The sequence below is a fragment of the Alistipes ihumii AP11 genome, assembly GCF_025144665.1.
GTDB lineage: Bacteria > Bacteroidota > Bacteroidia > Bacteroidales > Rikenellaceae > Alistipes_A > Alistipes_A ihumii.
On record NZ_CP102294.1, the window covers coordinates 2,538,809 to 2,559,854 of the forward strand.

At 58.5% G+C, this 21,046-nt stretch carries 15 protein-coding genes, 3 tRNA genes and 3 pseudogenes; 8 read left to right on the forward strand and 13 right to left on the reverse strand.

Annotated features, from left to right (window positions below; all coding sequences use genetic code 11):
- Positions 1-211: 211 nt before the first annotated feature.
- A complete protein-coding gene (serS, locus tag NQ491_RS10250) occupies positions 212-1,483 on the reverse strand; it encodes a serine--tRNA ligase (protein WP_019245647.1) in 1,272 nt (423 codons plus the stop codon).
- Positions 1,484-1,674: 191 nt separating this feature from the next.
- Between serS and NQ491_RS10255 the strand changes: the two genes are divergently transcribed.
- The 4 genes from NQ491_RS10255 (at position 1,675) to NQ491_RS10270 (ending at position 9,242) form a co-directional block, all read left to right on the forward strand.
- A complete protein-coding gene (locus tag NQ491_RS10255) occupies positions 1,675-2,766 on the forward strand; it encodes a glutaminyl-peptide cyclotransferase (RefSeq protein ID WP_019245646.1) in 1,092 nt (363 codons plus the stop codon).
- Between the two features lie 60 nt (positions 2,767-2,826).
- Complete coding sequence (metH, locus tag NQ491_RS10260) at positions 2,827-6,489, forward strand: methionine synthase (RefSeq protein WP_019245645.1); 3,663 nt, start codon at positions 2,827-2,829, stop codon at positions 6,487-6,489.
- A 14-nt stretch (positions 6,490-6,503) separates the two neighbouring features.
- Entirely contained in the window at positions 6,504-7,466 is a 963-nt protein-coding gene (locus NQ491_RS10265) for a methylenetetrahydrofolate reductase (protein WP_019245644.1), read from the forward strand.
- 594 nt (positions 7,467-8,060) lie between these two features.
- Positions 8,061-9,242, forward strand: coding sequence for a M20 metallopeptidase family protein (locus tag NQ491_RS10270; RefSeq protein ID WP_019245643.1), 1,182 nt, complete (start codon positions 8,061-8,063; stop codon positions 9,240-9,242).
- A 767-nt stretch (positions 9,243-10,009) separates the two neighbouring features.
- Here NQ491_RS10270 and rplT read toward each other — a convergent pair.
- From rplT to NQ491_RS10295, 5 genes and pseudogenes are all read right to left on the reverse strand, one after another.
- Complete coding sequence (gene rplT / locus NQ491_RS10275; protein WP_026089606.1) at positions 10,010-10,354, reverse strand: 50S ribosomal protein L20; 345 nt, start codon at positions 10,352-10,354, stop codon at positions 10,010-10,012.
- Positions 10,355-10,453: 99 nt separating this feature from the next.
- Complete coding sequence (rpmI, locus tag NQ491_RS10280) at positions 10,454-10,648, reverse strand: 50S ribosomal protein L35 (protein ID WP_019245641.1); 195 nt, start codon at positions 10,646-10,648, stop codon at positions 10,454-10,456.
- 145 nt (positions 10,649-10,793) lie between these two features.
- On the reverse strand, positions 10,794-10,940 hold the full coding sequence (locus NQ491_RS10285; RefSeq protein ID WP_019245640.1) for a hypothetical protein: 147 nt from the start codon (positions 10,938-10,940) through the stop codon (positions 10,794-10,796).
- Positions 10,914-11,081: pseudogene (locus NQ491_RS10290) on the reverse strand (cysteine peptidase family C39 domain-containing protein); the annotation flags it as partial. The gene NQ491_RS10285 and the pseudogene NQ491_RS10290, both read right to left, overlap by 27 nt.
- 50 nt (positions 11,082-11,131) lie before the next feature.
- On the reverse strand, positions 11,132-12,559 hold the full coding sequence (locus NQ491_RS10295; protein ID WP_034282835.1) for a S41 family peptidase: 1,428 nt from the start codon (positions 12,557-12,559) through the stop codon (positions 11,132-11,134).
- 546 nt (positions 12,560-13,105) lie between these two features.
- Here NQ491_RS10295 and NQ491_RS10300 point away from each other — a divergent pair.
- The 3 genes from NQ491_RS10300 to NQ491_RS10310 all read left to right on the forward strand — a co-directional run bounded on the left by NQ491_RS10300 (position 13,106) and on the right by NQ491_RS10310 (position 14,804).
- The gene (locus NQ491_RS10300) at positions 13,106-13,663 is read left to right on the forward strand and encodes an HdeD family acid-resistance protein (RefSeq protein WP_019245638.1); all 558 of its coding nucleotides are present in this window, start codon (positions 13,106-13,108) and stop codon (positions 13,661-13,663) included.
- Positions 13,664-13,771: 108 nt separating this feature from the next.
- Complete coding sequence (locus NQ491_RS10305; RefSeq protein ID WP_019245637.1) at positions 13,772-13,942, forward strand: MarR family transcriptional regulator; 171 nt, start codon at positions 13,772-13,774, stop codon at positions 13,940-13,942.
- A 7-nt stretch (positions 13,943-13,949) separates the two neighbouring features.
- The gene (locus NQ491_RS10310; RefSeq protein ID WP_019245636.1) at positions 13,950-14,804 is read left to right on the forward strand and encodes an endonuclease/exonuclease/phosphatase family protein; all 855 of its coding nucleotides are present in this window, start codon (positions 13,950-13,952) and stop codon (positions 14,802-14,804) included.
- Positions 14,805-14,933: 129 nt separating this feature from the next.
- Here the strand turns inward: NQ491_RS10310 and NQ491_RS11310 are convergent.
- From NQ491_RS11310 to NQ491_RS10335, 6 genes and pseudogenes are all read right to left on the reverse strand, one after another.
- A pseudogene (locus NQ491_RS11310) lies at positions 14,934-15,047 on the reverse strand (hypothetical protein); the annotation flags it as partial.
- Between the two features lie 163 nt (positions 15,048-15,210).
- Positions 15,211-15,282, reverse strand: a tRNA-Thr gene (locus tag NQ491_RS10315).
- 108 nt (positions 15,283-15,390) lie between these two features.
- The gene (locus NQ491_RS10320) at positions 15,391-16,782 is read right to left on the reverse strand and encodes a DUF5723 family protein (protein WP_034282833.1); all 1,392 of its coding nucleotides are present in this window, start codon (positions 16,780-16,782) and stop codon (positions 15,391-15,393) included.
- A 106-nt stretch (positions 16,783-16,888) separates the two neighbouring features.
- A pseudogene (locus tag NQ491_RS11270) lies at positions 16,889-18,514 on the reverse strand (DUF4621 domain-containing protein); the annotation flags it as partial.
- Positions 18,515-18,585: 71 nt separating this feature from the next.
- A tRNA-Gly gene (locus NQ491_RS10330) sits at positions 18,586-18,658 on the reverse strand.
- 68 nt (positions 18,659-18,726) lie between these two features.
- Positions 18,727-18,809: transfer RNA gene (locus NQ491_RS10335), tRNA-Tyr, on the reverse strand.
- A 294-nt stretch (positions 18,810-19,103) separates the two neighbouring features.
- Between NQ491_RS10335 and NQ491_RS10340 the strand changes: the two genes are divergently transcribed.
- Entirely contained in the window at positions 19,104-20,060 is a 957-nt protein-coding gene (locus tag NQ491_RS10340; RefSeq protein ID WP_019245633.1) for an NAD-dependent epimerase/dehydratase family protein, read from the forward strand.
- A 262-nt stretch (positions 20,061-20,322) separates the two neighbouring features.
- Here the strand turns inward: NQ491_RS10340 and NQ491_RS10345 are convergent, their stop codons facing one another.
- Positions 20,323-20,925, reverse strand: coding sequence for a nitroreductase family protein (locus tag NQ491_RS10345; RefSeq protein WP_026089604.1), 603 nt, complete (start codon positions 20,923-20,925; stop codon positions 20,323-20,325).
- Positions 20,926-21,046: the final 121 nt, after the last annotated feature.

Consider the following 21,046-nt stretch of genomic DNA (forward strand, 5'->3'; position numbering starts at 1 on the left):
CCGTCGAAAAACGGCGCGACGCCCGGTTCGTTTGCGTGCCGTCCGTTATGCGTTCGATGGCGTCTGGCGCGGTCCCGCCGGACCGGGTTCGTCCCTCGGGCATGCGAGGCGGGCCCGGGGAAGACGAGTCGGATCGGCTTCCGGCTTAAAAGCCGATCGCCCCGGAAACTCAGCGGCTTTCGGGGCGATCGGAGTGGCTTTCGAGCCTGCTTTACTTGATCGTATCGAAGCGAGTGTAGGGAACCAGCGCGGCCGGAATGCGGATACCCTCGGGCGTCTGGTTGTTCTCGAGCAGCGCGGCTACGATACGCGGCAGCGCGAGCGAGCTGCCGTTGAGCGTGTGGCAGAGCTGCGTCCGCTTGTTCGCGTCGCGGTAGCGGAGTTTGAGCCGGTTGGCTTGGAACGACTCGAAGTTCGACACGGACGAGACTTCGAGCCAGCGCTGCTGGGCGGCCGAGAAGACCTCGAAGTCGTACGTGATGGCCGACGTGAAACTCATGTCGCCGCCGCACAGGCGCAGGATGCGGTACGGAAGCTCCAGCTTCCGTACGATGCTCTCCACATGGGCGATCATCCCGTCGAGCGCTTCGTACGAGCGGTCGGGATGCGCGATCTGCACGATTTCGACCTTGTCGAACTGGTGCAGGCGGTTCAATCCCCGCACGTCCTTGCCGTAGGAGCCGGCCTCGCGCCGGAAGCAGGGGGTATAGGCGGTCATCTTGACCGGAAAGTCCGACTCGCTGAGAATCACGTCGCGGTAGATGTTCGTCACGGGAACTTCGGCCGTCGGGATCAGGTAGAAATTGTCCGCTGTCACGTGGTACATCTGGCCTTCCTTGTCGGGCAACTGGCCGGTTCCGAAGCCCGAGGCTTCGTTGACCATCAGCGGAGGCATGATTTCGGTATATCCTGCCGCCGTGTTGCAGTCGAGAAAGAACGAGATCAGCGCGCGCTGCAGGGCCGATCCCTGTCCCTTGTACACGGGGAAGCCCGCTCCGGTCAGCTTCACGCCCAGCTCGAAATCGATGATGTCGTACTTGCGGGCCAGCTCCCAGTGCGGGAGCGCGTCGGAGGGCAGCTCGGGCGTCGCTCCTCCCGTCCGCACGACGACGTTGTCGGCGGCGGTCAGGCCGTGCGGCACGTCCTTGTTCGGAAAGTTGGGCAACTTGACGATTTCGGCGTTGAGCTCCGCCTCCACGTCGCGCAGCCGCCCGTCGAGCTCTTTGGATGCTTCTTTCAGCGCGGCCGTGCGTGCCTTGGCCGCTTCGGCTTCGTCCTTTTTGCCCTGCTTGAAAAGCATGCCTATTTCTTTCGCTATGGCGTTCTGTTCGGCCAGATTGCCGTCCAGCCGCGCTTGAATCGACTTGCGTTCGTCGTCCAGCTTCTCGATTCGGTCGACGGCCTCGGCGGCGTCTACGCCCTTGACGGCCAGACGCTCGATCGTGTAGGCCCTGTTTTCCCGGATTTGCTTTATCGTCAGCATTATTCGTTAAAATTTTATCGTGTTGTTTCGTTTTTGCGTCTTTTTGCTCGAACCCATTGTACTGACAATCTGTCGGTTGTTCGAGTTTCGCGCAGCGGGCGGGAACTTGTCTCCTCACCGCCGTTTTCGCCGCCGGTGAGGCAAAGATACTAATTTTTCGTACCTTTGTAACCTAAAGGAATGCCTATTTTATGAACGTGAGCAAAAGCGTGTTGACCGTTGCCGCGACGCTTTGCGGTCTGTTGTGCGGCTGCGGCGGTTCGAGTGCCGGAGAACGCAGCGCCCCCGCGGAGAGGGCGACGCGGAAAAATATCTCGCTTATCGAAGGCGTCTCGCCTCTGTATGGCGCGACCGTGCCGCAGGGAAGCGTCCAGCGGATCGGTTTCCGGCTCCGTGCCGGAGCCGAGGCCGACAGCGTCGTGCTCTACATGGGCGAGCGGCGCGTGGCCGCTCTCGACACGGCGGGATACCCGTACGAAGTCTCTGCGGCGCATCCTACCGGAAAGGTCTTGTACAAGGTGGTCGCGTACCGGGAAGGGCGGAGCGACTCGCGCAGCGGGGAGTTCGCCGTGCTGGCCGGCAAGGCGCCCGTGCTGTACGGGCATCGCGTGAGGAATGTCTACCCGCACGACCGGACCGCCTATACGCAAGGCTTGCTCTGGCACGACGGATACCTGTACGAAAGCACGGGACTCGAGGGAGGATCGACGCTTCGTCAGGTCGATCTTACGGACGGGCGGGTCGTACGGAGCGTCCCGCTCGACGACAGTTATTTCGGCGAGGGGCTCGCGCTGCTCGGCGGCAAGCTCTATCAGCTGACGTGGCGCAGCAACAAGGGATTCGTCTACGACTTGAAGACGTTCGAACGCGTCGGCGAGTTCGGTTACGGGGGCGAGGGTTGGGGACTCGCTACGGACGGGACCTCTCTCTATCAGAGCGACGGCACGGAGAAAATCCGCGTGATCGATCCCGAGACGTTCCGTACGGTTCGCACGATCGAAGTCTGTACCGACCGGAGCAGAGTCCCCTATATCAACGAACTGGAGTGGATCGACGGAGAACTTTGGGCCAACGTCTATACGACCGATACGGTGATCCGGATCGATCCGCGTACCGGGGCCGTCGTCGGGGTAATCGATCTGGCGGGGCTGCTCTCTCCCGCCGACGTGACGGCGCAGACCGACGTGCTGAACGGGATCGCCTACGACGCGAAGACCGGACGCATCTTCGTGACGGGCAAGAACTGGAACAAGCTTTTCGAGATCGTGCCCGTCAGACAGTAACGCCGGACCGGGGAACGCTCCGGGTCCGTTCGGGAACGATCAGAACCTTATTTACCGCGCATGTTGAAATTTTCTATATATGATCAGCTCTCGCGCCGCATCCTGGTGCTGGACGGCGGGCTGGGGACGATGATACAGGGCTACGGCCTCGGAGAGGAGGATTATCGGGGCGAGCGCTTCGCCGGCTCGGAGGTGCTGCTCAAGGGGTGTAACGACTTGCTCGTGCTGACCAAGCCCGAGGCGATCCGCAGCATCCATGAGGCCTATTTGCAGGCGGGGGCCGACATCATATCGACCGATTCGTTCAATGCGAACGCCGTGTCGATGGCCGATTACGCGTTACAGGAGTACGTGTACGAGATCAACCGGGCCGCCGCCGCGTTGGCCCGCAGCGAGGCCGACCGCTTCACGCTGCGCAATCCGTCGAAGCCCCGCTTCGTCGCCGGCTCGATGGGCCCGACGAACCGGACGGCCTCCATCTCGCCCGACGTGAACGATCCGGGCTACCGGGCGGTGACTTTCGACGAGCTCGCCGAAGCCTATTACGAGCAGGCGCGGGGCCTCGTCGACGGCGGGGCCGACGTCCTGCTCGTCGAGACCGTGTTCGACACGCTGAACGCGAAGGCGGCCCTGTTTGCGATCGAGCGGCTGCGCGCCGAGCGCGGCGTTCCGATCCCGGTCATGGTTTCGGGGACGATTACCGACGCGAGCGGACGCACGCTTTCGGGGCAGACGATCGAGGCTTTCTATACGTCCGTCTCGCATGCGGGCCTGCTGTCGGTCGGACTCAATTGCGGCTTCGGGGCCGAGCAGATGCAGCCTTACGTGGCCCGGCTCGCCTCCGTGGCCGAATGCGCCGTGTCGGCGCATCCGAATGCCGGGCTCCCGAACGGCTTCGGCGGCTACGACGAGACGCCGCAACGGATGGCCGAGACGATCGACGGCTATCTGCGGGAGGGATTGCTCAATATCGTCGGGGGGTGCTGCGGCACGACGCCCGTCCATATCGCCGAGATCGCCCGCGTGGCGGACGGCCGCGCTCCGCGAAAGGTCCCCGCTCCGTCGCATGTGACGACGCTGAGCGGGCTGGAGACGTTGCGCGTGACGCCCGAGGCCAATTTCGTCAACGTCGGCGAGCGGACCAATGTGGCCGGCTCGGCCAAGTTCGCCGGCATGATTCGCGAGGGGCGCTATGAGGAAGCTCTGTCGGTCGCCCGGCAACAGGTCGAAGGCGGGGCTCAGATTATCGACGTCTGCATGGACGACGGGCTGATCGACGGCGTCGGGGCGATGCGCGATTTTCTGAACCTGCTGATGGCCGAGCCCGACATCGCCCGCGTGCCGGTAATGATCGATTCGTCGAAATGGGAGGTGATCGAGGCCGGGCTCCGCTGCGTGCAGGGCAAGTCGGTCGTCAACTCCATCTCCCTCAAGGAGGGCGAGGCCGAGTTCCTGCGGCGTGCCGCGCTCGTGCGCCGGTACGGCGCGGCGGCCGTCGTGATGCTGTTCGACGAGCGGGGGCAGGCCGATACGTTCGAGCGCAAGATCGAGGTGGCGGGCCGTGCCTACCGTCTGCTGACCGAAGCCGGTTTCCCGCCCGAGGACATCGTTTTCGACCCGAACGTGCTGTCGGTGGCCACCGGTATCGAGCAGCACGACCGCTACGGACTCGATTTCATCCGCGCCTGCGGCTGGATCAAGAAAAACTGTCCTTACGCGAAAGTGAGCGGAGGTGTCAGCAATCTGTCGTTCTCGTTTCGGGGCAACAATACCGTGCGCGAGGCGATGCATTCGGTTTTCCTGTATCATGCGATCGCCGAGGGAATGGACATGGGCATCGTCAACCCGTCGATGTTGCAGGTTTACGACGAGATACCGAAACCGCTGCTGGAGCTTTGCGAGGACGTCGTGCTGGCCCGCCGGGCGGATGCGACCGAGCGTCTGACGGCCTATGCCCAGCAGATCAAGGATAAGAAGGGAACGGCCGCCGACGACGGCGAACGACTGCGCTGGCGCTCGGGAACGGTGGCCGAACGGCTCGCCCATGCGATGCTGAAAGGTATCGCCGACTATGTGGACGAGGATACCGAGGAAGCTTACCGCGGACTGGGCAATCCGCTCGCCGTGATCGAGGGCCCGCTGATGAGCGGCATGAACCGCGTAGGCGAGTTGTTCGGCAAGGGCAAGATGTTCCTGCCGCAGGTGGTCAAGAGCGCGCGGGTGATGAAGCGGGCCGTCGCCGTACTGACGCCTTACATCGAAGCCGAACGCCGCGAGGGCCGCGCCTCGTCCGCCGGGCGCATGGTGCTGGCTACCGTCAAGGGCGACGTGCACGACATCGGGAAGAACATCGTCTCGGTCGTGCTGGCCTGCAACGGGTATCGGGTGGAAGATCTCGGCGTGATGGTCGAGAGCGAGCGGATCGTCGAGACGGCGGTTCGGCAGCAGGCCGACGTGATCGGACTGAGCGGACTGATTACCCCGTCGCTCGAGGAAATGGCCAAGGTGATCGTGGCGGTCGAGCAAATGGGGCTCCGCATCCCGATTCTGATCGGCGGGGCGACGACCTCCGACCTGCATACGGCCGTCAAGCTCGCGCCGCTGTACAGCGGGCCGGTCATCCATGTGAAGGACGCCTCGGACGACGTGCGGGTGCTCGCCGAGCTCGGGTCGGTCCGGCGCGAGGAGTATCTTCGCTCGGTCCGGGAGCGGCAGCAGCGGCTGCGCGAGGAGTTCGAGCGCAGGGACGCGGGTGCGTACCGCTCGCTCGCGGAGGCGCGCGCCCGCAAGCCGGCGATCGATTGGACCTGGGTGCCCGTGCCGAGGAAAACGGGACGGTATCTGTTCTGCAACTATCCGCTCGAAGAGTTGGTCCCGCTCGTGAACTGGAGCTATTTTTTCAGCGCATGGGGACTTCCCGGGCGCTATCCGGCCCTGTTCGACGATCCGAAGCGGGGCGAGGAGGCGCGGCGGGTATTCGACGATGCGCGGCGGCTGCTGTCGGAGATCGTCGACCGTCGTTTGCTGCGCGCCGACGGCGTGATCGGGCTTTATCCGGCCGCATCGGACGGGGACGATATCGTGTTGTACGCCGACGAATTGCGGGAACGGGAGCGGATGAGACTGCCGCAACTGCGCAATCAGCAGGCCGACCGCGAGCGGAATTTGTCTTTGGCCGATTTCGTCGCTCCGCTCGGCAGCGGCGTGAAGGACTACGTCGGGGCGTTCGCCGTGACGGCGGGCCTCGGGCTCGAGGAACTGGCCGGCCGCTACCGCTCCGAGGGCGACGACTATCGCGCGATCATGGCCAAGCTGCTCGCCGACCGGCTGACGGAGGCGTTCGCCGAGGCGCTGCATCGCTATGCCCGCGTGACGTTGTGGGGCTACGAGCGGGAAGGGCAGTGGAGCGTCGGGGACTTGCTCGCCGAGAAGTATCAGGGCATCCGTCCCGCTTTCGGCTATCCGTCGGCTCCCGATCATTCGCTCAAGGCCGACGTCTTCGCGCTGATGGACGTCGGGACGGTAACCGGCATGACAATGACCGAATCGTACATGATCGTGCCGGGAGAGGCTGCCTGCGGGCTGATGCTGGGGCATCCCGAGGCACGGAACTTTTCGGTCGGCCGCATCGACTCCGAGCAGCTCGCCTCGTATGCGGCGCGGCGGGGAACGGACCCCGAGAAAATGAGGGTGCTGATTCCGCAGCATCTGATAGATATGTAACCAAGCGAGAAACAATGCACATAACCGACATTTACAACCAAGCCGCCGCCGAGGGACGGGCCCGTTTCTCGGTCGAGCTGTTGCCGCCGCTCAAGGGCGATGGGCCCGGCCGCGTGTTCGAGGCGCTCGATCCGCTCCGGGAATTCGCGCCGGTTTCGGTCAACGTGACATCCCACCGCGAGGACGTGAAATACGTCGAACGCGAGAACGGACTGCTGGAGCGGCACACGGTGCGCCGCCGTCCCGGTACGGTAGGTATCTCGGCCGCCATCATGCGCCGCTACGGCGTCGAGGCGATTCCGCACCTGATCTGCGGCGGACAGTCGCGCTACGATCTGGAGGACGCGCTGATCGACCTCGATTTTCTGGGTATCGACAATGTGCTGGCCCTGCGCGGCGACAATCTGCGCGGCGAGCACTCGTTCCGGGTGCATCCCGACGGGCATGGGCATGCTTGCGAGCTGGTCCGCCAGATCGCCCGGATGAACGAGGGCGTGTTCATCGACGGCGAGGTCGAGGACTGTCACCGGACGAATTTCTGCATAGGCGTGGCCGGCTATCCCGAAAAGCACTGCGAGGCTCCGAATCCGGCCGAGGACATGCGCCGGCTCAAGGAAAAAGTCGACGCGGGGGCCGACTACATCATCACGCAGATGAGCTTCGACAACGCGAGCATACTCGCTTTTATCGAGAATTGCCGCGCGGCGGGTATCGACGTGCCGATCATTCCGGGCATCAAGCCTTTTTCGACGAAGGCGCAGCTCACGATGCTGCCGCAGATATTCCACGTCGATCTGCCCGAGGTGCTGGTCCGCGAGGTCGAGAAGTGCCCGACGAATCGCGAGGTGCGCGAGGTGGGCGTCGAATGGGCCGTAGCGCAGGGGCGCGAGCTGATCGCCGCCGGCGTGCCGATCCTCCACTTCTATACGATGGGCAAGACCGACAATATGGTCAAGATCGCGCAGGCGCTGTTTTAGACGCGGCGTTTGCGAAGTTTTCGTCCGCCGCCGGCTCGGGCTTTCCCGGTTCGCGCAGCACTTGCGGAACTCCGCGTTTATTTGGGATGGAAGGCGCTTTTGGCATGTCGACGCGGCCGTATATGAGGACGGAGACAGTCCGTTCGGCGGCCGGTAGCGTGAGCGGGGCGCTTCGGGGCCGGAGTCCGAAGCGAGAGAGGTTGGAGAAGGGCGTATTTATCCGATCCGTCCGGTTCCCGCTCGGAGTATTCGGGGCGTTCGCGGGCGCGTGTCGTTCGTAAAGAGAAAGGCTCTGTATGCAGGCCGTTCGCGGGGTATCGTTGCTTACCGGAAACCGGCCTTGCCGAAAACGGTGCGGGATTTCGGGAGAAGGGCGGGATGATCGGAACCGATCCGACGGAGTTGGCGAGGAAACGGTTCGGAAGCACCCGACGAGTCGGCGAGCCGTTGGAAAGCGGTCGGGGTCGAAGGTCTCCCGACGGAGGAAAAGGTGCGAGCGCCCCTGTTTCCTGTAGAGAGTGGGTGCGTGGATTGATGTTTCGGCGTGGCGGAACCGGCTGTCGGACCCGCGAATGCGATTTTAATAGTTGCCGTATGGAAACTTATGATTCGATCAAAAAGGCGGCGGAGGCTGTTTCCGGGCAGGTGTTGCTTGCCCGACGGACTCTGCATGCCAATCCCGAGCTGTCGTTCGAGGAGCGGGAGACTTCCCGTTATGTGGCCGATTGCCTGCGGGAGGCGGGCATCGAATTCCAGCCGATAGCCGGAACGGGCGTTCTGGCCCGGATCGAGGGCCGGGGAGACCTCCGCCGTTGCGTCGTGCTGCGTGCCGACATGGACGCGCTGCCGATCGAGGAGAAGACCGGTTTGGAATACGCTTCCCGGAACAAGGGCGTGATGCATGCGTGCGGGCACGACGTCCACACGGCCTGCCTGCTCGGGGCGATGCTCGTGCTGAAGAGGATGAGCGAGCGAATCGAGGGAACGGTGTTCGGGCTTTTCCAGCCCGGCGAGGAGCTTTGCCCGGGCGGAGCGTCGCTCGTGCTGGCCGAGGACCCGTTCCGTGACTACGAGGTCGCGGCTTTCGTAGGCGAACATGTGGCGGCGGAGATTCCGGCCGGCCGTTTCGGCTTCCGCGCGGGGCAGTATATGGCTTCGAGCGACGAGCTGCGCATCACGGTCCGGGGAACCGGGGGACACGGCGCGCTGCCCCATACGCTGACCGATCCGGTCGTTGCGGCGGCCGCGATCGTCACGTCGTTGCAGCAGATCGTCAGCCGCAATGCCGACGGGACGATTCCGACCGTGCTCTCGATCGGGCGGCTGATTGCCGACGGCGCCACGAACATCATTCCGCCGACGGTGGAAATGGAAGGCACGCTGCGGACGATGGACGAGACGTGGCGCGGGCGCGCGAAACGGCGTGTCGCCGAGATCGCGGCCGGAACGGCGGCCGCATACGGCGTCGAGGCCGAGGTGAAGATATCGGACGGCTATCCGTGCGTCGTGAACGATCCGGCGCTGACGGCGCGCGCTCGGCAGATCGTCGGGCGGCTGTGGGGCGCCGACCGGGTGGAGGAGCTGGCTTTGCGAATGACGGCCGAGGACTTCGGTTCCTACACGAAGCGCTATCCGAGCGTTTTTTTTCGTCTCGGCGTTGCGCGGACGGACGGTCCGACGGGCGGACTGCACACGTCGGTATTCGATCCCGACGAGCGGGCGCTCGACTACGGCGTGGCGACGATGACCGCGCTGGCGCTCGAACTGGGACGTTGACAGTCGCCTGTCGCTATTCCCGGGATTGCTCGGTTGCCTGAAGGCGCGGAAATCGCGCCGGACGATTCGGTTCGGAGTGCTGCGGACTGCTGTCGCCTGCGCCGAACCGCAAACGATCGTAGGTACGAGCTGCTCGCCGCCGTATACGCCTACTTGTCGGAGTGCGATGTAATCGGTTCCGACGAGGTTTTTCCGTTCCTTTCTCGGATCGTCTCGCTCCCGGTTCGGTGCCGTTTTCTTCTCTTCTTGTGATTTTTACTTGCTCTCGGTCTCCGTCCGAAACAGGATGAACGCTATATGTTGCGAATGTCAGGGCCGATTTTTGGCAGGTCGTTTCCTGCACCTCCCCGTCGATGGAGCGGTTTTTCGTCCTTCGATTCCGTCTCTTTCGTCTTTGCCGATTGCGCAGCAGGTTGGTGCCGGAAAGCGGCCGAGCGGGAGATAGGTTGGAGTTCGGGAACCGTCGACGATGACGTAGAGAGCGGCTGCGTCGGGAAAGCAATGGTATGCTTCCGTGTACCAAGCATGTTCGCCCCCGGAATTTCTATTGTCTGTTGACCGCGACTTGCGGCCACCGGTTATGTATCCGATTAGGCTCCTGCATGAAATTTTCTCCGACAGAGGGGGAAATTAAACCGGAGGCATCGGGTGTTCGCAAGTCGGTACGGTAAACGATATGACCGGGACAGGAAAAACAAGAACCCCGCTCCTTAGGAGCGGGGTTCTGCATAGGCCCTGAGCCTTCGCCCTTGCGGGCGGGCTATGCCTTACTGGACTGTTTTAACGATTTTTTCGAATGCTGCGGGATTGTTCATCGCCAGATCGGCCAGCACCTTGCGGTTGAGCTGGATGCCCTTGGCGTTCACTTTGCCCATGAATTCCGAATAAGTCATGCCGTGGCTGCGGGCTGCGGCGTTGATACGCTGGATCCACAGGCTACGGAATTGGCGTTTCTTGTTCTTGCGATCGCGGTAAGCGTACGTAAGACCCTTTTCGACGGTGTTTTTGGCGACCGTCCATACGTTTCCCCTTGAACCAAAGTTACCTTTGGCAAGTTTTAAAACCTTTTTTCTTCTGGCTCTGGATGCTACTGCATTGACTGACCTTGGCATAATTTAAAAGTTTTACGAGCGGTTAGCGGCACGGTTCTCCCGCGCTCTTCGGGGCTAAATCGCTCTTTGTTTGACTGAAAGCGCGAAGCGGCTCCTCGATTACTTTACGAGCAGCAGCTTCACGTTGGCCTCGTCGGCCTTCGAAATGAGACCCGAGTAAGTCAGGTTCCGTTTCTGCTTGGTGGTTTTCTTGGTCAGGATGTGACTTTTGAAAGCATGCTTTCTCTTGATCTTTCCTGATCCGGTGAAGTCGAAGCGCTTCTTCGCACCGGAATTGGTTTTCATTTTCGGCATTCTGATTCGAATTTAAATGTTAAACAGCCCACAAAGATAAGAATTAATCGGGAAACAAACAAAAAGCGGTCCGCCGAACTTTCCCGGGGAAGCTGTGACACACCCTTTGTTATGATTGGCATCTCGATAAGGATGATCTTAAAGTTCATAGATTGCCGAGCGGTTTTTCCCTCAGTTCGGGCGTAAGCTCCGTTACCTGTCCCCGCTTAGCCTGCTCGATAGCCTCGCGGATAGTTTGCAGGTTCCGGGGATCGTCAAAAAAGGGATCGCCGCTCGGACTGATACCCAACATCGAAACACCTGCCCGAGTAATATGACATTTAGTCCGTAATGACCGCAATGAGTAATTTTTGCCATAAAATTTGGCAATCATTCTCAGGCAGGTCGGCCCGCAATTCATCGCGTCTAATTGTATGCAATGGGGGAATTTCATTCGATATAAACCTGCTTAAACTTGATTAAGTATTGTTTACCGACCACTGCTTAGTTATGTTCTATGTGCAACGAATCATTGTGTACTTTTTTTAAAATTTCGATTGCTTTCTCTAATGCGAGATCTTTGTTTTGTCGTTCACTGGATAACGTTCTGTGAATAACAATATCAGGAACAATTCCCTTGTTAACAAAAAGTTTATTACTATACGGGAATAGCTCACGTAACGTACATATTCGAACGACTCCCCCATCAGGCAAATCGACTAACAAAGGAGCACCGGATGAACCTTCTGTTTCTTCCCCTATGAATATTGGCCTGTCGGGAAGATCATAAATATTGACAAGAAAATCTTCGCATGCAGAAGAGCTAAGCGGCCCAATTAAACAAACAATAGGACATTCAACAGCGTTTATGTGAATATCTCTTACGATAATTTCCGGATTTTGTTTTTTGTAAGCCTTGCCTAAATAAAAAAGTTCATATTCCTCACGATAATTTCCCTGAGAGCGGGCATAACCATCATTAATTCTGGTTTCATATCCAAAGGAACGAATAGTATCACTTGGATCTATATGCATCTGTAATCGCCAAGCAACATCTGTAACACCACCTCTGTTATAGCGCAAATCTAAGATTAATCCTTCGGGGTTTCTATTGGACAAGTCAAACATAACAGAGTCCAACATGGCAATCATATCTTCTCTAAAGTCCTTTATCGTCAAGCGCGCTATATTTTGACACCATTGGACTGATATCCTTTTCTTGGGGGGATAAATACCCCAAGGTACACTCCAATAATCATCCTCGGCAGTGCTTAGGGTCTCCCAATTGTATTGCAATTTAAAATTCAATATATCTCCTTTTCCCGTTTTTGCTTTACCTTCCAAAAAATGACCGATAGGCCCTTCATGCAATCTCGCCAGTGCAATACGCCGACGTTCGTGTTCCGTGGATGCACATGCCTTTGGAAGACAGTATCGCTCTATGTATTTGGATACAGGCAACCCTTTGATTTCTATGAGTTCGGCACCTAACAACATTGAGTCTATTCCTGCATTCTTTTTCAAGACGGTAAAATAATACTTACCTTCTATTTCCCTGATAGTTCCAGAAATGTCGTTGATATAGTCACTCTTTTTATAACTCCTATCAACTATCCCAGTATGCCCGTCGTTAAATTTTGCCAAAAATAACTCCAGTTCATCATAATACTCGATATCATTCCTCGTCAGTAAAATACGGGTAAGCGTGCTTTGGTATAGAGAGTCTATGTCGAAATTAACTTTGTCTATATTGACGAAGTTATATTTTATTTCAGACCAAATTTTACTTAACCCAAATACTTTATCTTCTGTATTATTGATTTTAGGAAGAGTGCTTATTTGAACGCTGTCAATGAGAATTGGCTGCGAATAAACCATTTGTAACGGATAAAGACAGCTGACAATTGATATAAACAAATAAATGGTTTTCATATTTATCGAAAAGTGATGTTTTTTTTGTGACACTTCCTTAATTCGATTGATAAAGAACAATTATACATGCTCTGGCGATTAAACTTTTTCGATACAAAACACGATTGCCATCATAATATTTAAATTTTATACAAAAAAATACTGCAAGCAGAGGCATTTTGTATTTGTATAAAAACATTAGGGACTTTCCCGTTCGGCAAACCGGCGTTGGGTGCGAAAGGGTAGTTCAGGAGTAGATGCGGAACGAGTCTGTCAAGTGTCATAAGCGTTTGTATTAAATGTAATCTATAAAATGCACAACGCCTCAACCTCCCTCAATCTGTACATTTATGAAATTAAACAATCAAATTTTATTTGCCAAAATATTTGCGCATTAAATGGGATATTTTGTAAACAGGAAGCCGGGTACGGCTGCCCGGCAAGCATAGAAAAGCCCGCTTCCCCGGCCGGTATCGCGTAGCCTGACAGAATGTCAATGACGAGCTTCTGGCAAAGTTATTGAAGGAAAACGATATTCGGAAAAACGAACCAAAACGCTTCTGTATTATGGAAACGATATTCAAACGCTGGTGGCTGTTGCTGCTCAACGGCATCCTGTTCCTGATTCTCGGGGTGATCTCGCTGGCCTATCCGGTCACGGCCCTTTTCTCGGTTGCCGTCTATATCGGTGTCGTCGCCCTCGTGGCGGGCATCGGCTCGATCGTGGTCGCGCTTTCCAATATGCGCATTCGCGGCTGGGGCTGGCGGCTGCTCGAGGGCGTCATCGACGTGATTTTCGGCTTGCTGATGCTCGGCAACCCGCTGCTTTCGGCCGCGATGATTCCGGTGCTGATCGGCATCTGGGTCTTCGTTCGGGGACTGATGTACGTGGCCGACTCTCTGGCATGGCGCCGTCGCGGGTCGGGCGACTGGTCGCGCTACCTGATCGTGGGCATCCTGCTGCTGGTGCTGGGCTTTCTGATGATGGTCGACGACCGTTTCGGTCTGCTGCCGGTGGCCTATCTGCTCGCGTTTATCTTCCTGCTGGTCGGCTTCGGCAGCCTGATCGTGGCCTTCGGCATGCGCCGCGCGGACAGAGAGCTCCGGCGGCAGGAGCGCGATTGAGCGTTTCGGCCGATAGGATTTTCTTATTCGCCTATCCGTATTTCCGATTTGCGATTCCGGCCGGTTTGCGTAATTTTACGCACGGATAAATCCTAAACCACGATTGTCATGGAAGAAAAGATTCTGAAAGCATTGCAGGAAAAGGGCGCCATGCGTCCGGGCGACATCGCCGCCGCCGCCGGCGTCGATAAGGAAGAAGCCGCCAAAGTAATCAAGAAGCTGGCCAAGGAGGGCAAAATCTATTCGCCCAAGCGTTGCTTTTACGATATCCGGAAGTAGCGGCCGCATGGTACGGCTGATGATCTGCCTGTCGGCGCTGCTCTTGGGGGGCGGTGCCGACCTGCTTTCGGCCCGGGGCCGCGAGCTGGTTGCCGGTTCGTACAACATCCGTTGCGACACGCCGGTGGACGGAGACAACGCGTGGCCTTACCGCAAGGAAAGGGTCGAGGCGTTGATCCGTTTTTACGGCTTCGACGTGCTGGGAGTGCAGGAAGCGAAGCCGTCCCAGATGAGCGATCTGCGCGCGATGCCCGGTTTCGCATCGGTGGGTGTGGGCCGCGACGGGGGAGACCGGGGCGAATACTCGGCGATCTTTTATCGCACGGACCGTCTCCGGGTACTCGACAGCGGCACGTTCTGGCTCTCCGAGACGCCCGATACCGTTTCCAAAGGGTGGGATGCGGCCTTGAACCGGATATGCACATGGGCCAAGATGAAGGATCGGCGCACGGGGCGCGTGTTCTATTTTTTCAATACCCATTTCGATCACGTCGGCCGCGAGGCGAGGCTCCGGTCGGCCGAATTGCTTGCCGGGCGTATCCGGGCCGTAGCGGGCGACAAATATCCGGTGCTTTGCACGGGCGATTTCAACGCTCATGCCGAGAGCGAACCGGTCGCCGTGATGAAGACCGTACTGCGCGATGCCCGCGAGGCGTCGCAGACGCCTGCGTACGGACCTCCGTTCAGTTATGCCGGATTCCCCGTTCAGGTTCCCGAGAAGCTCAGGAACCGTACGCCGATCGACTATTTGTTCGTAAGCGGCCGCGTGCGGGTACTGACCTGCGGCTTGCTGTCCGACTCGGACGGGAGGAATCATCCCTCGGACCATTTCCCGCTGCGCGCTGTGATCGTATTCGACTGAGAAAGAAGTCCGGCCGCTTTCGGCAGGCAAGTGTGTCGAAGTGCGAAGACTGCTTGCGGAATGCGTAAGACATTGAATTTCTTTGTGGTTCAATAACGACGTTTTAACCTGTTGCTGTGCCAAGTCCCAATCGTCGGGAGCAAAAGAGAAACCCGTGCTGACGTAACGAGTTTGACGATTAAGGGTAAACCGAATGTGTATCGATGCGCGGTGTCGTTTTTGTATATTTTGTCCTTGCGGCAAATGGCACTTATTTTGATTTCCATTGTTTTACGCTATTCGCAAAATACAAAGCCAATCGTATATCTGTTCTCGCAGGGGTAAACAAAATGGCTTTTTCAAGCTTTCGGGGGACTCTGAAAACAAAAAATCAGCGATCTGTTCATAACAGATCGCTGATTTTCAGAGCTGTTTACGAGACTTGAACTCGTGACCTCTTCCTTACCAAGGAAGTGCTCTACCACTGAGCTAAAACAGCAATGTTTCGTGCCGACTCCCGGACCGGAATCCGAGGTTTGCGGGGACAAAAGTAGCACTTATTTTTTAAATACCAAAACCTGTCCGAATTTAATGCGGAGCAGTCCGGCTATCGCCTGCACGACCGTTCTTTCCCAAGCGGAACGCCGAGTCCGAAATACAGGTTGGCTGCGGAGGCCCTGATCGGGATGAACTGCGGATTCACCTTGGTGAACATATAGTCGCTTCCGATGAAGAAATTGATCCATGAGGGGCTGAAATTCAGCGCGAAGCCGAACGTTTCGAAGGCGCTGTGAATGAACGAGTAGCTGACCGTCGCGGCGAACCAGTCGGTCGGGCGGTAATTGACCGAGGCGGTCAGTTCGGTATAGGCTTTCGGCTTGTAGATGCGGGTGCTGGAGAGCAGGCCGAAGCTGACCCTGTTTCTGGCTACGGCATATTCCGCGCCGAGGTTGATCGTGCTGCGCAGCATGGTCGTGCGGCTCTGCGAGGGGGTCTCCGAGAAATGGAACAGTTCCTGCAGGTTATCGGTCAGGTCGTCCATCTGATCGCCTATCGGGTTGTCCGGCCGATCGTTTCCGATCGGGAGGTCGAATCCGTCGAAATCGAATTCGCCCTGCGCTGCTCCGTTGACTGTCGAGTGCTTGCTCCACCGAATGAATCCGAGGTCGATCACCGCTCCGGAGACCGTCAGGTTATCGAGTATCTTATAGGTCGCTCCCAGATCGATGGCGCTCCCGTAGCCGGCCACTCCGGGCGAACGGAAGTCGAATCCGTCGATGTATTCCCGGCCGTTTCGGTCGGCGGCGAGCGTCGGACGGAGCCCTTGTACCGATGCGGACATGCGCCCTTGCGAAGTGATCCGCCACGAGTCGCCGTTCATGACGGCGTGCAGGTTGGTGAAATGGATGTCCGCATTGCCGGCTCCGACCAGGAACTTGTATTTCCCGCCGATCGTCCAGCGGTCGTTCAGCGGTCGGGAATATCCGACCGACACGTCTACGTAAGAGTCCGTGTATACGTGCAGTTTCTCGATATCGTAAGTCGTTCCGTCCGGTCCCGAGCCGTACTTCATGAACTCGAAAAGCGACTTGGGCACGTTGCCGCTGACGGTTCCCTTGACTCCGATGCCGATCGTCCAGAAACCGCGTCCGGAGAACCAGCCGGCCGAAACGATCTCGGCTGCGATGTCGGCATTCAACTGGTTATTCGTCTTCAATCCGCGCAGAAAGGATTCGGCGGGAACCGACGGGTCCATAAAGGTTACCAGCCGGCCGTCCTTCTGGTAAAGCAGGTCGCCCAGCGCCACGCCGTTCGAGGCGTACGTAGCCGAAATGGAGCCTGCGGCCGGAATGGAAATGAATCCCCGGGCCGGACGGAGGGCGGGGTTCATCGAGGTCCTCAGCGTGGCCTTGTCCATGAAGTAGGCGGTCCGCAGCTGTTGTGCCGTACCCGTCAGAAAACCGCACGATAGGAAGGCGAACAGTAAAAATTGCTTCATAATCAAGTCGGGAATTTGTAGCCTTGGGGGGGTATTCGTCGGTAGAGATGGTAATTCCTCCGCTTTTGCGGAGCTTCAGCGCCAGCTTGGCCTGCTGATCCGGCCGCAGGTGCCGGCCGGCCAGCGCTTCGTCGCAGTAGGCGTCGAGCCGTATGCGGAGGTTTCGGGCGTTCTTCATTTTAGGCATGTCCGTTTCAGTAATGGTGAACGATACGTCGCTGACCGCGCCGTCGGTTCCCTGTCCGCCGCCCTCGACCTTCTGCGGAGAGAAAGCGATCCCGACCGGAACGTCCGCCGCGTCCGTGACGATCAGGTTCATGTCGAAATTCAGCGGCAGGGAGTTGGTCACTTGGCCGTAGATTTCGACCGAGCCGCTGGAGAACAGGTAATCGATCAGATCCGCGTCGAACGCTTCGTCGACCGTCTGGTCGGTCCGCCCGTGAAAGTCGGCGGCGGGAGCGAGCGGGACCTCGACCGTGTAGGCGATCCGGGCGAAAGCGTCTTTCGGATAGAAGTAGGCCCGCGAGTCGGCCGCGCCGGTGTCCGTGCGTACCGCTGTATGGATCGAGATATGGTCCGGGGAAATCCTGAGCAAGTCGTTGATCGGACATGCCGTGAACGCGTATGACGCGGGAACGTCGCGGTCCGAAGCGCCGAGCCAAATGTCGCTGGCAGCCGTCTGCCCGTATGCGTCGGGGGCATTCACCGCGATGCGGTCGGCTGCGACCGATTCCGTAGCGCCGGAGCGGCTGTTGACCGAGCTCATCGCAAGCGAAGCCTGCAACGGAATGCCGACGTTGGTGTACGTCGTCAGCCGGATGTGCGGATCGGCGAAACTCAGCACGCCGTCGTCGCCGTCGAACAGGTCGTCAAGCCCTTCGGTTTCGATATCGACCGGCTCCGTCGTGATCTTGTCATCGATCAGTCCGTAAATTACTTGGTAATCGGGGGACGAGATTCCTCCTGCGATCCGAAGTCCGGGAATACCCGAGACGGACAGCGAGGCGTTCTTTTTGATCCGCAGCGAGGCGCTGTACACGATCCGGTCGTCGGTCCCGACAACCGCTTTTTGCAGCAGCAGGCGGACGCTTTTCGGCCGGCCGTTCAGCTCGCGCATCGGGATCGTGCAGGAGTATTCGGAATCGGCGAAGTTTCCGTCTTGTCCGGTTTCGGAGGCCATGCGGTATCCTTTCGGAAAAGACGCGCGGAACGCCACCTCCGCGTCCCCGTCGTCGAGACGGAGGTTTTCGACGGAGAGTTTCAGTTCGAGGCGCGACGCTCCGTTGCGGTTGTCGAACAATACGGAGTCGAGTCGGACGATGTTGCTCGTCGCCAGATCGAGTCCGACGGGGGATTCGCCGAGTTCGATCTCGGCATCCTCCGGATAGTCGTAGGGAGAACCTGCCGGGGCAAGCGGAATATCGAGCCGGGATTCCGAAAAGCAGGACTCTCCGATACCTATTTCGCCGGGCATGTCCACGCCGATTTCGCCGGAGTACCGCGCCACGTAGTTTCCGGCGTCGTCGACCGTAATCTCTTCGTTATCTTCGATATGGACGATATCTCCGGCCGCGATGATTCCCGTTCCGAGCGGTAGGGTCAGCTCGTTGCCGATCGTCACGTCGTCCGTGTCCAGATCGGACAGATCGTATTGCTTGTCGATACACGAATACTGGCCTGCGAAAATTGCGAAGGCGGCAATCCTGCAGGCGCATCGGAGCATGTTTACCATGTTGTTCGTAGGTAGCGTTGTACGAAAGAAATACAAAAGGCCGCGATCTGAGGGACAGCGGCCTTTGTCAGAGCGGAAGACGAGGCTCGAACCCGCGACCCTTAGCTTGGAAGGCTAATGCTCTACCAACTGAGCTACTTCCGCAATTTTCGTTTCTCCGCAGGGCTCCGCTTCCGTCCTTTCGGGAGGAGGCGACGGCCCGGCGGACCGTGTGGGCGGAGATGGATTCGAACCACCGAAGTCGAAAGACAGCAGATTTACAGTCTGCCCCATTTGGCCACTCTGGTATCCGCCCGAATGTTGAAGAACCGCTCGCCGTCGGGTGAAACCGCTTCCGGCGAATGCCGCGACGTCTTCCTTCCCAGCCTCTCTGGTGACGGAGAATGCAACGCCCTCGTCGGGATGCCGGTCCTCCTCGGCGGGCACAAAAGTAAAGATCATTTTTCAATTCTGCAAAAGGGAGCGCCATTTTGCCTGAAATTTATTTACTTTTGCGCTCGGAAGTCCGGCAGGCGGCATTTCCGCTGCAGGAGCGGATTTCCCTGCGGCCGGCTCAGGATGCCGTGCGGGCAAACGAATACCGAGCATTATGAAAAGAATTCTGATCGTGGGGGCCGGCGGGCAGATCGGCTCCGAGCTGACGACATTTCTGCGCGGCCTGTACGGGAATGCCAACGTCGTGGCGGCCGATGTCCGCGAGTGCCGCGCGCTGAGCGAGACGGGGCCGTTCGTCGTGCTGAACGCACTCGATCCGCATGCTTACGGCTATACGGTCAACAAGTACAAGGTCGATACGATTTTCAACCTGGTCGCGCTGCTGAGCGCCGTGGGCGAGAAAGACCCTCAGCTGGCTTGGAATATCAACATGGGGGCGCTGATGAACTCGCTCGACATAGCCCGCCAGTACGGCTGCTCGTTGTTCACTCCCAGCTCGATCGGCGCGTTCGGCTTGTCGTCGCCCAAGGAGCGTACGCCTCAGGACACGCTGATGCGACCGAATACGATTTACGGCGTATGCAAGGTCACGGGCGAGCTGCTGAGCGACTACTATCACAGCAAGTACGGGGTCGATACGCGCAGCGTCCGTTTCCCGGGCATCATCTCGAGCGTTACGCTGCCGGGCGGGGGCACGACGGACTATGCCGTCGAGATTTTCTACGATGCGGTGAAAACGGACCGCTTCGTCTGTCCGATTCCGGGCGACGTCTATATGGACATGATGTACATGCCCGACGCGCTGAACGCCTGCGTGCGACTGATGGAGGCCGATCCGGCTCGTCTGGTCCATCGCAATGCTTTCAATATCACGTCGATGAGCTTCACTCCGGAGATACTGGCCGCCGAAATCCGCAAGCATATGCCCGATTTTGAAATGACCTACCGGATCGATCCCGTCAAGGAGGGTATCGCCCGTAGCTGGCCCGACTCGATGGACGATGCCTGCGCCCGCCGCGAGTGGGACTGGGCCCCTACGTGGGACCTCGCTTCGATGACTGCCGACATGCTCCGGAACGTGGAGCGGAAGCACCGCGAGGGAAAAGTCTGATTTTCGTGATCGGATTTTCTTCCGTGCGGCTGCGCTCGGACGCTGCCGGTTCCGATATTCCGGTTTTTTTTAGTTTTCAAACCGTGCGGCAGTTGCCGGAGGAGGAAAGGGGCGTTCGAACCGGGCTCGGACCGTACGGCCGGACGGAAACGGCCAGGCATACGCTGGCCCTTTCGGACATGTGAGCCGTTCGCCGCAACGGCGTCTCCGACGTTGCACGACGGTATGAAATGGGCGAGCCGTCGGAAGCCGGGCTTTCCGATCAGTCGAACACGAGCACTCTTCCCTCCAGCGGCTGGAACTCTTTCGGGCCCGGTTCTCCGGACGGGGCACCGAACGGCATCTGCGCTACCAGCTCCCATTCCGGATCGAGACTCCATGCCGAACGGACGGCTTCGTCGATCAGCGGATTGTAATGTTGCAGGGAGGCTCCGAGGCCCATATCCTCCAGCATGGTCCAGATCGCCAGCTGGTGCATGGCCGAGGTGTGCTGCGCCCACACGGGGAACCGCTCGCTGTAGGTAGGGTAGGCTTCCTGCAGCCGCTTGACTGTCGCGCGGTCCTCGAAGAACAGAACGGTTCCATGCCCGGCTCCGAAACTGCCGTCGATTTTGGCTTCCGTACCGGGGAAAGCCTCGGCCGGGACGATTTTGCGCAACGTCTCTTTCGTTATCTCCCATAGCCTTTTGTGGCTTTCGCCCAATAGCAGTACGATGCGCGTCGACTGTGAGTTGAAAGCGGACGGGACATGCAGGACGGCGAAGTCGATCGCTTCGCGGATTCGCTCGTCGGATACCGGCGAGTCGGCTCCGATGCGGTAGTAGGACCGCCTATGCAGGAGTGCCTCTTTGAAATCTCTTTTTATCATGGCTGAGATGGTTTTATCGTGTCGATTGCTTTCCGGTCGGCGTGACCGGAGTTTCTATGCAAAAATCGGGGAAAAGAGCTTGAGAAAAACGTATTTCGCTGTCTGCCCGTTTCTTGCC

What these genes read in the sequence shown, in the direction of transcription:
- serS (WP_019245647.1), bottom strand. Translation starts at nt 1,483, where the DNA reads ATGCTGACGATAAAGCAAATCCGGGAAAACAGGGCCTACACGATCGAG.
- NQ491_RS10255 (WP_019245646.1), top strand. Translation starts at nt 1,675, where the DNA reads ATGAACGTGAGCAAAAGCGTGTTGACCGTTGCCGCGACGCTTTGCGGT.
- metH (WP_019245645.1), top strand. Translation starts at nt 2,827, where the DNA reads ATGTTGAAATTTTCTATATATGATCAGCTCTCGCGCCGCATCCTGGTG.
- NQ491_RS10265 (WP_019245644.1), top strand. Translation starts at nt 6,504, where the DNA reads ATGCACATAACCGACATTTACAACCAAGCCGCCGCCGAGGGACGGGCC.
- NQ491_RS10270 (WP_019245643.1), top strand. Translation starts at nt 8,061, where the DNA reads ATGGAAACTTATGATTCGATCAAAAAGGCGGCGGAGGCTGTTTCCGGG.
- rplT (WP_026089606.1), bottom strand. Translation starts at nt 10,354, where the DNA reads ATGCCAAGGTCAGTCAATGCAGTAGCATCCAGAGCCAGAAGAAAAAAG.
- rpmI (WP_019245641.1), bottom strand. Translation starts at nt 10,648, where the DNA reads ATGCCGAAAATGAAAACCAATTCCGGTGCGAAGAAGCGCTTCGACTTC.
- NQ491_RS10285 (WP_019245640.1), bottom strand. Translation starts at nt 10,940, where the DNA reads ATGTTGGGTATCAGTCCGAGCGGCGATCCCTTTTTTGACGATCCCCGG.
- NQ491_RS10295 (WP_034282835.1), bottom strand. Translation starts at nt 12,559, where the DNA reads ATGAAAACCATTTATTTGTTTATATCAATTGTCAGCTGTCTTTATCCG.
- NQ491_RS10300 (WP_019245638.1), top strand. Translation starts at nt 13,106, where the DNA reads ATGGAAACGATATTCAAACGCTGGTGGCTGTTGCTGCTCAACGGCATC.
- NQ491_RS10305 (WP_019245637.1), top strand. Translation starts at nt 13,772, where the DNA reads ATGGAAGAAAAGATTCTGAAAGCATTGCAGGAAAAGGGCGCCATGCGT.
- NQ491_RS10310 (WP_019245636.1), top strand. Translation starts at nt 13,950, where the DNA reads ATGGTACGGCTGATGATCTGCCTGTCGGCGCTGCTCTTGGGGGGCGGT.
- NQ491_RS10320 (WP_034282833.1), bottom strand. Translation starts at nt 16,782, where the DNA reads ATGAAGCAATTTTTACTGTTCGCCTTCCTATCGTGCGGTTTTCTGACG.
- NQ491_RS10340 (WP_019245633.1), top strand. Translation starts at nt 19,104, where the DNA reads ATGAAAAGAATTCTGATCGTGGGGGCCGGCGGGCAGATCGGCTCCGAG.